Origin of the sequence: Corynebacterium sp. HMSC034E11, from assembly GCF_001835905.1 — a bacterium.
GTDB classification, from domain to species: domain Bacteria; phylum Actinomycetota; class Actinomycetes; order Mycobacteriales; family Mycobacteriaceae; genus Corynebacterium; species Corynebacterium coyleae.
The window spans coordinates 15,232-29,669 of the sequence record NZ_KV826385.1 but is presented as its reverse complement, the minus strand read 5'-3'; the positions used below and the strand labels follow the sequence as shown (position 1 = coordinate 29,669).

Below are 14,438 nucleotides of genomic sequence, written 5' to 3'. Positions count from 1 at the left end.
TATCGAACAAACAAGCGATACGCAAGGGGGTATAACGGAACAATGAAGAATAAAGAGTTCAGGTGTTCGAAAATCCTGGGTGGTTATTTTGAAGATCATATAAAACGGCCACGACACGGTATGTTGGCCAGATGCTTTTCGACGCCACCGTGATCCCACGCGAACCCAACCGCGTCATGTCTGGGGTGGTGCATTTACCTGCGTTTTTCACCTCTGATGAGCAGCGGGAAATTATCGAACAAGCGCGCGAATTAGCGAGGTCGGTTGCCGGCACGCCGGTGGCGATGCGCCAACCACGGGTAGGCAAAGGGCAGATGGATGCGTGGATGCTGTCGCTCGGGTGGTTCTGGGCGAATTCTTTAACCACTGATCTATTTCCCACCACTCCCTGGGGCGCCAACGGCGACAGCGTCAAGTTGTTTTTGAGCCGAAAAGATTAAGGCGCTCCAAAAAGGAGTGCAACCTTTGGAACCACTGTGGATACTAAAGTTCCAGAAGTGATCTGAACTATTGCCCTTTCTGCAGGTAGGCGGTTAGTTTCAAAAGTGTCTCCAATCCAGTCCACCACTAGAGAGGTACTATGTTTTTTCACCGTAATCGTGTCCTCGCAGGGGCAGTCACGCTGACCATTGCATGCTCGGTCGCGTCAGTGTCAGCCGCGTACGCTACTCCGTCACCCACCGACGCCCCCTCTATCAGCACTCAAAAGAGCAATGGTAAAGGGATTTCCACGAAGCATGCAGCGGGCACCAGCACTGAATTTGACCCTGCATTTGCCGAACAGGCACAGCAAATGGAAGCCGACCTGAAAACCATCATGTCTATTCCAGATGAAGTCCTCCTTCAAGGCGATGCTGCTACTCAAACATGGGTCCAGCAAAACCTTGTGACAGGGACACCGGGGGTAACTACTTACGCCAGTGTTCTTGGGTGTACTGGGGCAATTACGGGGATGATCGCAGGTAATTTGGTTGGATCCGCCAAACTTCTCAAGATAAAGCGCTATATCAAAGAACTTGGAGGAGTGGCGGAAGCCGTTCGCGTCATGTGGGGGGCGAGCTTCAGCTACGAGAAGCTGCAAGCTCTCGGTGGAGCTGTCGGTGCACTCGCGGCGGAGCTCGTAGGAATCGCTGGCGTGCAGGAAAAGTGCTTCGACTAGCGCACGCATGTAGCAATAGTTGCACAAGAGGAAGATATGCTCGAAAAACTAGAGTACATAGGGTCTTGTTTGTCAATTGGGGCGGCAGTAGTGGCCATCGTTACGGGGCAGTTCGTCTTAGCGCTTGTTCTCGCAATCATCGGAGTGTGGGGACTAAAGCCAAACAGAAACCTCTCGAAGGCCCAAGAAATCGATTCGAGCCTACCCATCCCCTCAGCGTCTGCAATCAAGCAGTTCCGACAAGACAATCCGGACTTCTCGCTCACTGAATCAATTGTTGAGCTGCAGAAACGAGATGCTAAAAATGGAAAATGCGACCCTATCTAGTTTGCTTATCTTGGGAAAGTTTTACCCCGAAGGTGGCAAATTCCCTGGTTCGGGTACTGCTGGTCGTTGTCCCCCCTTTTGTTGAGGCTCTGGGATGGTGCCAAACAGATAAAACATGGACAGCGCCCCATGGGCTTCAGAATGGGGGTGATCTCTAGCGATGCTGTCTTACACACTGGCCAACGACGAGGGAGAGAATCAAGGAGAGTGGAAAGGTACTTTGGGTCGCGGAACAAAGCCTAGGGGTGCTCTAGTTTGAAGTGCTATCGCCTCGCTTTTCGATTGGATTTTGGGGGTTCTGATTGGCCGATTCTGGCATCGCTTTTTGAATCAACGTTTATAAGTTGATAGTTGAAAATTCGATTGCTGGGTGGCGGGACGAACCGTAACTTTCATGCTTCACTGTTCTTCTATGGTTTCCATCGATGCAACTCTGGGTGCTTAATGTGTTTATTAAGGCGTTTCATTCTGGCCGCGTAGTAATAGCGCTGGTGTTGTGCTTGCTGGCTCTTACTCTGTGGGGCTTGCGCGTTTCGGTAGTCGCACCTGTCGACATTGGCACTGGGGTGCTTTTCTTCTTGCTAGCAGCTACATTGCCTCTGGCGACATATCGGCCTACTGTCGCCGCTCTGGGGCATCTTGCGCTGTTTGCGGTCGCAAGCTTTTCCGCTCGTTCTCCAGATTTGGTGACGTTGACGTCCGTTCTGATGGTTACTGTAGTTACTGCGCAACGCAGGTACAAGACTGGAGTAGTCCTTGCAGTTTTTACGACACTACTTGGGTTTTACTCCCCGGATAAAAAGTCGTTTAGTGTGGATTCGCAGTCTGTGACCATCTTTAGCCTCATGATGGTTTGCGCATTTGCCGTTGGGTGGTTTATCAACACGGTGAATACAAAAGAAAGGCAACGCCATCTCCAGATACGCCAACGTAAGGCAGAAGTAGCTGGGCTTCTCCATGACACGGTAGCTGCTGATCTAACTGCGCTGATTGTTAGGCTTGAAGCATTGGCGATCGCCACGCCGGAGATAGAGCAAGCTCTACAGAAGTGTGCTACCACAGCGCGTAAGTCAATAGGCGGTATTCGCGCGTTAGTGGACGAGCTCAATGCCCAGGCGATCAATCATCAGCAAGCGACTGTGCCAGCGCTAACCACGACACTGATACAAACTAATCGCGCGCTTCAGGAGGCCGGATTTCATGTTGAATCCACCGCGAATATCAGCGTGGATCCCGGCACTGAGTCTATCGACAAGGCGCTCAGTCGATGTTTGTCTGAGGCCAGTGCCAATATCATCAAGTATGCCGTACCTGATTCCATGGTGAGAATGACTGCAACTGCAGATGCCAAACAAATCATTGTGACTCTCGCTAACACTTATAGACCGGGGCGTGGGCGAGCTGGTTCCAGCCATTTTGGTTTAGTATCTATGCAGCGAACGATTGCCGCCGTAGGCGGAAACATGACACTGGATAGCGCTGACGCCCGTTGGTCGATTACTTTCCATGTCCCCGTCTGAAAGGTTTCGTCGTAAATATGAATTCCGTGATCTCTCTTATGCTTACCGTTAGCCTTGTGGCAGGATCCCCCGTAACAGTCGAGGTACCTCCCGCTGAGAGGAAACCGGTGACTCATACATACCAGATTATTAAGGACTGGCTGGGGTGCAGTAAAGGTCAAACCCATCCTTGGTGTAGTAAATGAGCGCCAGGATCCTCCTTGTTGATGATGATCCCGTAATCCGGGAATCCTTTCCGCTTTACTTCTCTAAAACCCCAGACCTAGAGGTTGTTGCCACCGCCGCGAACGGGCGCTGCGCGCTGACATGGCTCGATAGTCATACCTGTGACGTTGTGTTGTCCGATGTCCGCATGCCCGATATGGATGGAGTCGAATTACTGAAACAGACGAACAGTTTCGATGAACCACCTGTTTTTGTTGTGATGACAGCTTACGACACTGACGACACGATGATTACTTCTCTTGCGCGTGGGGCGTCCGGGTACGTCATTAAAGGACAACCTCCGCAGGTAATTATTCAGGCACTCAGAGATGCGCTTAACGGAGGGACCAGTCTCTCACCCCAATGCGTGAAACGGCTGGTAGCTCAATCCCCGTGGGGACGGTTTGTCGAACGAATGGCACACGCTTCATTAACCGATAATGAGGAAGCTGTCATGGAATTGTTGCGCCGAGGAAACAGCAATAGACAAATAGCAAAAGAGTTATTTTATTCTGAATCCTATATAAAGAAAATAGTGTCTTCTCTTCTGAAAAAAATGGACTGTAGCTCTAGGGCGGAACTTATAGCTCTCCTGAACTGAGCTAATTGTTTCGGCGGAGTACTTTCGCTGTCTGGAAAAAGGCTCTTGGCGTCAGCTAGAAGTCACGAAGAAGACGACCACTACAGCCACGAAGCCTGTGCAGTCCGCATTCTGCCAATCCGCAAGCCGCGGCTACGTCAAGAAAGTGACAGTCGAGGTAGATCATGTAAAAGTCGTCTTCAACGTGTCCTTCGTACGTGTACATGCGGAACATTCCCCAGTAGATGTCGCGGATCGCTTGGGCGCCGCTTGCGTGCGGGTCGTTAGTGCGTTGGTTGCGAAACATCGGTTCGATTGCCGTGGTCATGGCCCCCTTTGCAGGGTCGTCAATAGCAATATCGAACACACGAACGAGCGTCAGGGGATTAACCAGCAGAAATAAAAAGTAATACGGTTGCCTATTCGAACACTTTGGGTTATTGTGTGAAAATCATATAAAACGACCGCGACACGCAAGGTGGAGCAATTGCTTTTCGACGCCACCGTGATCCCACGCAAACCCAACCGCGTCATGCCTGGGGTGGTGCATCTACCTGCGTTTTTCACCTCTGATGAGCAGCGGGAAATTATCGAACAAGCGCGCGAATTAGCGAGGTCGGTTGCCGGCACGCCGGTGGCGATGCGCCAACCACGGGTAGGCAAAGGGCAGATGGATGCGTGGATGCTGTCGCTCGGGTGGTTCTGGGCGACGAATCCGTACCGCATGCTGCAGGAAGTCGATGGATATCAGGTACCGCCGGTGCCGGAGAATTTCCAGCGGATCGCAGGGGAGGTGATGGATCGGGCACGCGAGATTGACCCGCGGGTTGGTGAGACTCCACGTGTGGAAACGGCGTTAGTGAATTTCTACCCGCCGGGCAAAGGAATGGGTATGCACGTCGATGCGGAGGAAGAATCTGAGAACGCGGTGGTCAGCCTGTCGTTCGGTCAGGACTGTGTGTTTCGCATCGAGGGGCACGATATTCTCCTCATGTCCGGGGATGCCCTCGTGTTCGGTGGCCCAGCCCGCCGCGCGAGACATGGCGTGCTGGGGGCGAAGAAGGGGACGTCGGCGCTGCTAGAAGGAAGACTCAACATCACGATGCGGCAAATGGAGAAGTGATGATCGCACTGCTTGGAGTCTGGTTCGCGGCAATCGTCAGCCCAGGTCCGGACCTGTTTCAGATCATCCGGGTTGGCGCGAAGAATCGACGGGATGGCATCCTGTGCGCGCTCGGCATCATGCTGGGCAACACGGTGTGGATCGTCGCGTCGCTGGCGGGTCTGAGTGCGTTGATTCAAGCGTTCCCGGAGATCCTGTCGGTGCTGCAGATCGTCGGTGGCGCCTACTTGTTGTGGATGGGCATAGGCGCGATTCGGGCGAGTGACCCGGAGTTGCCGGAAGCGCAGCAGGTGAGCAGACCGTTCCTCACCGGTGTGGCGACGAACCTGTCCAACCCGAAGGCCGTCCTGTTTTTCGGGGCGATCTTCGCCCAGTTCGCACACGTGGGCTGGTGGGCGGTGCCGCTGCTGGTTGTCACGGGCATCATCTGGTTCGTCGGGTTCGCATTGGCGGTCCGTGCGATGGCGTCCAAGATTGAGCGTTACGGCAGGTGGATCGACGTGGTCACGGGCATCATCTTTATCCTTCTGGCCACATGGATGCTGTGGGAGGGCCTACACTTCGGCACATGAGCGAACAAAAGGTTGCAGTAGTTACAGGTGGTTCCGCGGGTATCGGCGAGGCGACGTGCCGGGCCTTGGCTAAGGATGGGTGGAAGGTGATCGTGGCGGCGCGGCGTTTGGAGAAGTGCCAGGCGATTGCCGACGACATCGGTGGCGTTGCGGTGGAGTTGGACGTGACGGACCCGGGGAGCGTCGATAAGCTTGCGCGCCTTGAGCGCGTGGACTTGCTGGTCAACAACGCGGGTGGCGCGAAGGAGACTGACTACCTGCGCGACGCGGACGACGCGGACTGGGAGTGGATGTTCCAAACCAACGTGATGGGCACCATGCGCGTCACTCGTGCGCTGTATCCGCAGCTCAAGGCGTCGGAGGGGCTTGTGGTCAACATTGGTTCGGTGGCCGGCACGGACGCATACAAGGGCGGTTCGGGGTACAACGCCGCCAAGTACGGCCTGCGCGGTATGACCAGGGCGATGCGCAGGGAAGAGGCGGAGAACAACATTCGTGTGTGCGAGATCGACCCGGGTCGGGTGAAGACCGACTTCTCGCTGAACAGGTTCGGCGGCGACGAGGAACGTGCGCAGAAGGTTTACGAGGGCAACGTGAACCTCACCGCCGAGGACATTGCGGAGGCGGTGCGGTGGGTGGCGAGCCTGCCGAAGCGGGTAAACATCGACACAATGAGCATCATGCCGGTCGATCAGGCGGACCGATAGACTGTCCGGCATGCATATGGACGTGTCGATTTCGGGCGAATCAATCAAGCTCGGACAGTTCTTGAAACTGGCCAACCTGGTGGAATCCGGTGGTCACGCGAAGGAAGCGATTGCGGGAGGCGAGGTGCTGGTTAACGGCGACGTGGTCACCTCGCGGGGGCATTTGCTTCACGACGAAGACACCGTCTCGATCGGCGACGCCTCCGCCACTGTGATGACGGACTCGGACGGCGACGATTACTTCGACGAGCGCACCGCCAACGATGATTTCGATCCGGAAAAGTGGAGGAACATGTAATGCCTGCATTCGAGGGCAAGGATGGCATGCCGTTTTGGCAGGACCTGATGACCACGAACGTGCTGAAGTCCACGCACTTCTACAGCAACGTATTCGGCTGGGAGATTGTCGACGGCACTGCCCGCAAGGATGGGCTGCCGGTGGCGGGCCTGGTGTCTGGTAAGGCGGACGGTTGGGTGACGTCGTTTATGGGCGGCGGCGAGGTGGAGAAGCTCGGCGGCCGGATTTTGAGCACGGACGGGGAGCTAACACTGTGTGAAGACCCATCCGGCGGTCTGTTTGGCCTGATGGATCCGGAGGAACGCTTCGTCGCGGCCGGTGAGCCGGGGGTGCCGGTGTGGTACGAGTTGGTGACCACGGACCAGGCCACCATCGATTTCTATGGCGACCTGTTCGACTGGGAGATCCGCGAGGAAGACGGCTACTTCCTGGCGCTCGAGGACGGCGCTCCGTTCTTGGGCATGTATGTCGGGGAGGCGGCGTCGTGGGTGAGCTACTTCGGCGTGGAAGACCTCGAGGCAGCTTGCAAGGCGGTTGAGGAGCACGGAGGCACTGTGCTCGTCGGACCTGGCGAGGGCGCGTTTGGGCCGATGGCGGGCATTGCGGACCCGAACGGTGCGCAGTGCTTCATCGTCGAGGTTGACGTGCCGACGTTCGAGGAGATCAGCGAAGCGGACTCTGTGCTGTGAAACGTGTAGGGGCGGCGCTGCTGGTGGCGTCGTTGAGTTTTCCGCTGAGTGCGTACCACGTGGACCCGTCGTACAACAGGGACCGGACGGGTCTTGCTGTGGTGCATCCGGACGGACGTGTGTCCATTTCGCCGAAGGCGGAGGAGGCCCGGCCGGCGTTGTCGTTGGCGAAGCTCTATCTGGGCTACTACGTGCTGTACAACGGCACGAAGGCTGAGAAGAAGCAGGTGGAGGAGATGATTGCCTCCTCTGATGACGGGATTGCCAGCACGTTGGATGCGAAGTATCCGGAGGCGATTGATGAGATTGCCAAGGACTTTGACCTGAAGCAGACGGCACGCGGTGTGTCGTGGGGGAAGTCGCAAACTTCGGCGCGGGATCTGGCCACGTTCATCGCGTCGATTGTGTGGGACCCGGCGGCGAAACCGCTGTTCGCGGGCATGGAGAAGCAGACCGCGGTGGCGTCGGACGGTTTCATCCAGGGGTTTGGCACGGCCCGGTTGAAGCGTGTGAAGGGCTCGAAGATGGGTTGGTCAGACGACCGGGAGAGTGCGACGGGCTCGGTGTCCTGGGGTGAGATCGGCAAGGAAACGTGGGCGGTGGCCGCACTGACGTACGGCACCGCCTATGAAAACACGGTGGATACCAACGTGGGTATCAACCAGGTCAACGACGGAGATGCTCCGCGACATCCTGCACTCGACGGCGGATTTCTGCCGGTGTGGAAATGAACCCCTTGGCGTAGTACTCGGTGCCTTCGAGCCCTGAACCTGCCGGGACCTGCACGAATCCCTCTCGGTTGGTGGTGGGGAAGGTGAAGACGTAGTCGTCGGCGGTGGGGGCTGGGGTATCCCCAAGCACCCAGGCGGTGACGGGGCCGGGCAGTTGGTCGACGGCGCGTTGGGCGTCTTCTGCGCGGTCGACGTCGAGGATCGTCGTGCCGGAGAGTTCAGCGGCGGCGGCCACGTCGGGGCGCCACAGCATCTCTTTGGCATTGTCGGGCCCGTCCCACACGGAGACGGCCCACGCGCCGGTCGGGTTGCTCGGCTTGAACACAACACCGAGCTCATGCTTCTCGACGACCACCTCACCCGACCACTTCGTCGCCGGCATCGCATGATCCACCGCACTGCCAAGCATGAGCATGGCGGCGTGCGTGATCCGGTCCGGAAGGAGTGCCAGGTAGTTCGGGCCGTCCTCGTAGGTCGCCTCGATGTAGGAGGTGAGCTGCTCCAACTGCAGTTCCGGCGGCAGGTCGCGCTTGACGCCACCGACGTTGAAGTTCGGGTCACCCTGTTCGTTGAGCGGGTATTCCTCTACCAAATCGTCACCCTGTCCTCGGGCTCGATCCACATCTTGGAGCCCTTCTCTACGTCGAAGGCGTCGTAGAACTCGTCGATATTCGCAGCGATGACGTTGCAGCGGAACTCGTTCGGGGCGTGCGGGTCAATGGCCAGCAGCTGTGCCGCCATCTCCGGACGGGCCTTGGAACGCCACACGCGAGCCCACGCGTAGAACAGGTTCTGGAAGCCCTCGCGGGTTTCCTCGAGGCCCTTGTCGGCGAGGTACTTCTTGTACGCCACGACCGCAATGCCGAGTCCGCCGAGGTCACCAATGTTTTCGCCAAGCGTGAACTCACCCTTCACGCCAGAGGTGTCGGTGCCCTCCAGGACGGATGGGACGAGCCCGTTGAACTGCTCGACCAGTTTGGAGGTGAGTTCCTCGAAGTTGGCGCGGTCCTGTTCGGTCCACCAGGAGTTGAGGTTGCCCAGGCCGTCGTAACGCGAGCCCTGGTCGTCGAAACCGTGGCCAATCTCGTGGCCAATCACTGCACCAATCGCGCCGAAGTTCTGGGCGGCGTTTGCGTCCGGGTCGAAGAACGGGGGCTGCAGGATCGCGGCCGGGAAGGTGATGTCGTTGACTACCGGGTTGTAGAACGCGTTGACGGTCTGCGGGCTGGACACCCACTCGTCGCGGTCGGATGGCTTGCCGATCTTGCCCAGCTGGTAGTCGTGCTCAAACGCGGCACCGCGGCGCACGTTCTCGACGAGGTTGTCCGTGAACTCCAGGCCTTCGTAGCTGCGCCACTTGTCGGGGTAGCCGATCTTGGAGTTGAACTGGGAAAGCTTCTCCGCGGCCTTCTCCTTGGTTTCTTCGCTCATCCAGGGGAGGTCGGCGATGCGGGTGCGGTAGGCGTCGATAAGGTACTGCACCAATTCCAGCATCTGCTCCTTGGACTGCGGCGGGAAGTGGCGCTTGACGTATTCGCGTCCGATGTCCTCGCCGATGAGGGATTCTGCGAGGGCCACGCCGCGCTTCCAACGGTCGCGCTGCTGGGTCGCGCCGGAAAGCTTCTTGCCGTAGAACTCGAAGTTTGCCTTTCCGATCTCCTCGCTGAGCACGCCGGCGCGGGAACGCAGGATGTTCCACGCAGCCCACAGCTGCCAGTCGGCGAGCGTTTCGCGGCGCAGCATTGCATCCAGATCCGCGGTGTAGGAGGGCATCATGTCGATGACGCGGCCGTCGGGGAGGCCGGAGGCGCGAAGCATCTTCTGCACCAGCGGCGGTACCTCGGAAAGTTCGGTCGGGTTGTAGGTGGCGATCGCGTCGCGCGACTTCACCACATCCCAGTGGGAGTCTGCCAGCGCCTTCTCCACGTTGATAATGCGCTGTGCGGCGATCTCCGGGCTCAGGCCCAGCAGGTACTTTGGGGCGAGGAACTCGAGCATGCGCGCGACGTGCTTCTCATAGTCCGCGAGCGTCTGTGCGTGTTGTTTCTCGTGGTAGTAGGCCTCGTCGGGAAGCCCAAGCCCCGATTGCACGAGGTACGGGACGGAATCCTCGCCCTGGGAATCCTTCTCCACCCAGTAGGTCAGCGGTGCGCCAATGCCTGTGCGCTCCAAGAGCCCTAACTTTTCGACGAACTCCTCAACGCTCGCCACCTCAATCAACTCCAAGTCGGCGTTGAGGGCGTCGATGCCTGCAGCGTTGACCGCATCCACGTCCATAAAGGAGGTGTAGAGGGCGTTGCCGTCCGCAAGAATGGCGTGGACATCTTCCTCCGCCTTATCGCGCAGGGCGTAAAACGCGCCGTCAATGCCGCGGTCAGCGGGGATTTCGTGGTTGGCGACCCACTCGCCGTTTACTACTTCAAAGAGGTCATGCATGCCACCATGCTACGGAATTGGCACCTGGATCGGGGCCAAAGATTGCTCGATAATCCAGTTGGATGCCTCCCGCTGCTGGCCGAGGGTGTAGCTGCCGTGCAAACCAATGTCGTGGAAGACAGCAAACGCGCCCAACCCGAGGGAACGGAACAGGTTGTTGAACTCCCCGAACGGGATCTGCCCCGCAGCCACGTTGGTACGCATCGCCGGGGAGACAAGACCACGGTGCGCCTCGTTCATGTTGCACACCAGGTCACCGGCGTTGCAGATCTCTAGCACGCGGGGGCCGAGCTCGCCGTAGCCCTCCGGGAGCGGGCCGAGGGACCCGCGTGCGTGGGGGGAGGTGCCGTGGGACAGCACCGCACCGTTGTCGCCCTGGTACGGGTTGGCAAACAGTGCCACACCCGAGACCTTCTCCGGCGCGATCGGGCCGCGACCGTGCGCAATATCACTGGTCAGGCGGGCGGCGATGTCGGCGCCGAGGGAGTAACCGGTGAAGGAGAAGCGGGCGTCCGGGCACGCATTGGCTAGGCGGGTGACAGTTGCACGCGCCTTGTTGTAGCCAGTGGCGGACGCCTGCTTGTACGGGGTAGCCGCGAACGGGGTGGAGCGGTACGAAACCCAGACTGGATCGATCTCGCCGGCGGTGCCGAGCTTGGTCAGGATGCCCGTCATGAACACGTTGCCACCGTGCGGCACGTAGTCCGGGATCCCCTCAGCCGTGTTCGCTCCGCCCGGCACCGCCACAAGGTAATGCGGGGCGCAACCCTTCTGCTTGAAGGGCTGTGCTTCCGCAGTGGTGGTTGCGGTGGCGATGACGCTAAGGGCAGCGGCGCAGGCTGCGAGAACTTTTCTGAGTTTCATGACAAGTGCATCTTATCCCTGCTCGTCGGGATTGCGCACCTTCATCGGCCCGGGGGTGTACAGGCCGGAACGTGTGGTCACCTCGGTGTCCACGTGTGCCAACTCGGGAACGTCGCCGACGGAGTTGCGGCGCGGCTCGTACTGCGCCACCGAACCCCAGTCGCGCTGCCAATCGTCCTTGAGGTAGCCCGGGATCTCATACGAGGTGTTCACGGCCTCCGCAGGGGCGAGCGCGCCGCCGCCGAGGAAGTCCATGAAGCCAGAGAGCTGCTGCTTGCCCGGGCCGTCCGGCATGACGCGGAACTCCGGAATCTCGGTGACACCGTTGGCGTGGAAGAACGGGCGCTGGCAGGGGTATTGGAACGCGACGGTCCAGTCGAGCAGGCCCGGGGTGTCGGAATCGAAACGCTCAGACAGCGGGATCAGCTTCGGATTGCGCAGCGGGGTGACCGCCAGCCAGTCCTTCTCCGCAAGGGAGGTGTCCTCGCCGACGAGACGCACCACGTTCGCCTCCTCCGGCAGGTCCGCCAGCGGGAAGCGCAGGTTACGCCACAGCGGGGTTGGGCCCTGGTCCAGCATCTCTACCTCGCCGAGCTTGCGCACCACACCGTCCTTGTTGGTGCCGTACTCCAGCTTCAGCTCGGTGCCTTCCTGCTCCACGCCATTGATGTCGTGGTGGGCGATGCGGCCGGCGACGGAGGTGACCAGGAGGGGGCGGTCGTCGCTAAGCTGCGGCAACTCGTACCACGTGGTCTCCAGCGACGCGGACTGCTTCGGCTCGTCATCGAAGGTGCCGGCAACCGGAATGCGGTTGTAGTCCAGGCCGAACGGCAGGCGCACGGTCGAGCCGTTCACGCCGCGCATCGAATTCGGACGGTTGCCCTGGGTGTTCACGCGGGAGGTGGACTGGGCTTCGTCGGAAGCGGGATCGACGTCGGCGGTGTCGTCGTCAGACTGTGTGTCGCTAAGCGTGCGGTCCGAAGTATCGGCCGTCTCCGAAGCGATGAACGCCGGCACGCCGTCCGGAGTGAAGCCGATGTTCTTGCCCGCATCCAGGGACTTGCCCAGTGGAACGCCGCCGACGGGGGTGAGGAAGGACTCGTTCGTGTCGTCCTCCAGAAGCACGTCGCCGCCGAGGGCACACACGTCGCCCTTGAACGACTTCACGTTGCCCATACCCACCGAATACGCCGGGGCTTGGGAGACGAACGACTTCACAAACGTCAGGCACGAGAACGTCACCATGAGGATCGCAAACACGGCGATCGGCGCAGCCATCACGCCCGACCAACGGGTGCTGATCGCGCGCGGGCCGCGCATCGACTGCACCACACCAATTGCGAACACCACCAGGGCAATCGCCAGCACCACGGTGTTGGCCTCGATGGCCTTGAACTGCACAGTGCGGTCCCACCACGGCACCGCGAACGAGGACACATACCACCACGCGTTCCAACCCGCCAGGGTAAACGCCATGAGGAACAGCACCGCAGCCATAGCGAACGTGCGGTTGCGGTCCGACTTCATCGCAATCCGGGAGAGCACCACCGCACCCACAGCCGCGATCGCACCGCCGAGACCCGCGTAGATGCCGAAGTGGTGCGTCCACTTCGTCGGGGTGAACAGCAGGAAGAACGTCGCCATGCCAAGGATCAGCATCATGCGCTTGGTCGTGCCGGTGGTCTTGTCGCCCTTCGCCAGCGCCCACAGGATCAGGCCGGTGCACAGCAGCAGCACGAACATGGGGAAGCGGCGCGACATGGAGCCGTCGACGGTCTGCTCGAGAAGCGTTGCGTAGCGGGTCCACTCCTCAAACCAGCTCAGGGCAGGGCCGACCTCGGAGCGCACCTTCGTCGCCTCGAGCACGGTGGCCAGAGTTTGGTCGTGGAACACCGGCACCATCACCGCCAGGCCCGCGCCCATAAACGGCGCGACGTAAGAAATTCGGGGCTGCGGGCGCGAACCGATCATGCGCAGCACCGCAGGCAGCGAAATCAGGAACACGCCAACCGCTGCGAGGCCGGTCGGGCCGCACGCCAGGGTAAACGCGGCGGTCACGGTGCCCCAGGCTGCCGGGGTGAGACGGTTCGTGGCAATCGCGCGCTCGAACAGCGCCCAGGTAGCCATCAGGCCAACGGCGATGATCGGCTCCGGGCGGGTGCCGTTGTTGTACGGCAACCAGAACGCCAGGAACACAAACGCCGCCGTCCAGTGGGCGACCCTGCGCTCGGCGATCTCCGGGCCCAACTTCGGCAGGATCTCCCGTGAGAGCAACCACCACGTGCCAAGCGCTGCAAACAGGGCCGGAAGGCGCATCCACATCGACGCGGTGGTCACCTCCGACAGCAGCGACAACACGTCGTAGAACGGGGAGCCGAACGGGGCCTCAGGCACGCCGTACCAGCGGTAGTAGTTGGCCATGTAGTCCGTGTTCGCGGCCACGCGCGCCATGGTCAGCAGGAAGCCATCATCGGAGGTGTTCGCGCCGAAGATGTGCCAAAAGCCAAGGACACCGGCTACGACGCCGTCGAGAGGCATCACACCCCTTGCTTGGCGACGACGATAACGCGCCGGACCATCCAACTTCCGCAACGCCCACAAACTGACCAGGGCGCTCAGCAGGCCGCCCCACATCGCAATGCTCTTGATCAGCGTCGGGGAGGACGTGAAGCGGGAGTTGATGTTCATATGGGCGGACAGGCCGTCGTCGATAAGCGTGTGCTTATTCTCAAGCTCCGTGTACATGCCTGTGACCTGCGGGCGGTAATCATCCTCGCTGGTCTCCGAGTGGGACGTGCCCGGGATCTCAACCGTGGTCTCCTCGTGCGTCACGCTGACGAGCAGCTTCGCATCGTCGGGGAGGTTGCGGACTTCGTCTGGGGTGAGCTCGAAAAGTACGTCGTTGAGGGAAGTCACCACCAAACCGCCGTCGGGAGCGGTGATGAACAGGCCACGGTCCGTCGCCTTATTCGACGACTCCGGCAACGTGCCAAAAATCAGAGTTTGGTCGTTGCGCAGCTCACCGACGCTGTTGGCCGGCACCGTCACCTCAAGGTCCTGCGGCGCCAACGAAATCAGCGGTGCGTTGATCGAACCAACCGTGTCGTTCTGCGGCCACGACACGCTCGCCTCCGTCTGCTTCACCGGCAAAAACGGGGTGAGCAGCAGAAGCACAAACGCGATGAGACCAGAAACGGTCGCAATAAGACGAGTAGATCCAGTTTTCAC

15 protein-coding genes are annotated in these 14,438 nt (G+C 59.6%); 10 read left to right on the top strand and 5 right to left on the bottom strand.

The window, feature by feature from the left end; translation table 11 throughout:
* Nucleotides 1-131: 131 nt before the first annotated feature.
* From HMPREF2690_RS01745 to HMPREF2690_RS01725, 4 genes are all read left to right on the top strand, one after another.
* Nucleotides 132-440 (top strand): hypothetical protein, encoded by a 309-nt coding sequence (locus HMPREF2690_RS01745; protein WP_070820012.1) that lies wholly within the window; start codon nt 132-134, stop codon nt 438-440.
* A 140-nt stretch (nt 441-580) separates the two neighbouring features.
* A complete protein-coding gene (locus tag HMPREF2690_RS01740; RefSeq protein ID WP_083320279.1) occupies nt 581-1,159 on the top strand; it encodes a hypothetical protein in 579 nt (192 codons plus the stop codon).
* Between the two features lie 752 nt (nt 1,160-1,911).
* Nucleotides 1,912-3,006 (top strand): sensor histidine kinase, encoded by a 1,095-nt coding sequence (locus tag HMPREF2690_RS01730; RefSeq protein ID WP_070820011.1) that lies wholly within the window; start codon nt 1,912-1,914, stop codon nt 3,004-3,006.
* A gap of 181 nt (nt 3,007-3,187) precedes the next feature.
* On the top strand, nt 3,188-3,811 hold the full coding sequence (locus tag HMPREF2690_RS01725) for a response regulator (RefSeq protein ID WP_070484946.1): 624 nt from the start codon (nt 3,188-3,190) through the stop codon (nt 3,809-3,811).
* A gap of 55 nt (nt 3,812-3,866) precedes the next feature.
* Here HMPREF2690_RS01725 and HMPREF2690_RS01720 read toward each other — a convergent pair whose 3' ends face one another.
* Nucleotides 3,867-4,118: a hypothetical protein gene (locus HMPREF2690_RS01720; protein ID WP_070451955.1), complete on the bottom strand. Its 252-nt coding sequence runs from the start codon at nt 4,116-4,118 to the stop codon at nt 3,867-3,869.
* A gap of 159 nt (nt 4,119-4,277) precedes the next feature.
* Here HMPREF2690_RS01720 and HMPREF2690_RS01715 point away from each other — a divergent pair, with 159 nt between their 5' ends.
* From HMPREF2690_RS01715 to HMPREF2690_RS01690, 6 genes are read left to right on the top strand one after another with little or no spacing between them, the layout of a single operon-like run.
* A complete protein-coding gene (locus HMPREF2690_RS01715) occupies nt 4,278-4,913 on the top strand; it encodes an alpha-ketoglutarate-dependent dioxygenase AlkB (protein WP_141761169.1) in 636 nt (211 codons plus the stop codon).
* Entirely contained in the window at nt 4,913-5,485 is a 573-nt protein-coding gene (locus HMPREF2690_RS01710) for a LysE family translocator (protein WP_070421988.1), read from the top strand. The genes HMPREF2690_RS01715 and HMPREF2690_RS01710 overlap by 1 nt, the downstream gene beginning before the upstream one ends.
* Entirely contained in the window at nt 5,482-6,192 is a 711-nt protein-coding gene (locus HMPREF2690_RS01705; protein WP_070820010.1) for an SDR family oxidoreductase, read from the top strand. Before HMPREF2690_RS01710 ends, HMPREF2690_RS01705 begins: the two co-directional genes overlap by 4 nt.
* A 16-nt stretch (nt 6,193-6,208) precedes the next feature.
* Entirely contained in the window at nt 6,209-6,490 is a 282-nt protein-coding gene (locus HMPREF2690_RS01700) for an RNA-binding S4 domain-containing protein (RefSeq protein WP_371326004.1), read from the top strand.
* Complete coding sequence (locus HMPREF2690_RS01695; protein ID WP_070820008.1) at nt 6,490-7,179, top strand: VOC family protein; 690 nt, start codon at nt 6,490-6,492, stop codon at nt 7,177-7,179. Before HMPREF2690_RS01700 ends, HMPREF2690_RS01695 begins: the two co-directional genes overlap by 1 nt.
* Nucleotides 7,176-7,910: a hypothetical protein gene (locus tag HMPREF2690_RS01690; RefSeq protein WP_070820007.1), complete on the top strand. Its 735-nt coding sequence runs from the start codon at nt 7,176-7,178 to the stop codon at nt 7,908-7,910. Before HMPREF2690_RS01695 ends, HMPREF2690_RS01690 begins: the two co-directional genes overlap by 4 nt.
* On the opposite strand, the gene HMPREF2690_RS01685 is transcribed toward HMPREF2690_RS01690, so the two are convergent.
* The 4 genes from HMPREF2690_RS01685 to HMPREF2690_RS01670 are packed head-to-tail and all read right to left on the bottom strand — an operon-like array spanning nt 7,846 to nt 14,438.
* Nucleotides 7,846-8,502: a hypothetical protein gene (locus HMPREF2690_RS01685; RefSeq protein ID WP_070820006.1), complete on the bottom strand. Its 657-nt coding sequence runs from the start codon at nt 8,500-8,502 to the stop codon at nt 7,846-7,848. The genes HMPREF2690_RS01690 and HMPREF2690_RS01685 overlap by 65 nt on opposite strands.
* Complete coding sequence (locus HMPREF2690_RS01680) at nt 8,496-10,346, bottom strand: M13 family metallopeptidase (protein WP_070820005.1); 1,851 nt, start codon at nt 10,344-10,346, stop codon at nt 8,496-8,498. The genes HMPREF2690_RS01685 and HMPREF2690_RS01680 overlap by 7 nt, the downstream gene beginning before the upstream one ends.
* Nucleotides 10,347-10,355: 9 nt before the next feature.
* Nucleotides 10,356-11,210, bottom strand: a complete 855-nt coding sequence (locus HMPREF2690_RS01675; protein WP_070820004.1) for a cutinase family protein — start codon at nt 11,208-11,210, stop codon at nt 10,356-10,358.
* 12 nt (nt 11,211-11,222) lie between these two features.
* Complete coding sequence (locus HMPREF2690_RS01670; protein WP_246819492.1) at nt 11,223-14,438, bottom strand: arabinosyltransferase domain-containing protein; 3,216 nt, start codon at nt 14,436-14,438, stop codon at nt 11,223-11,225.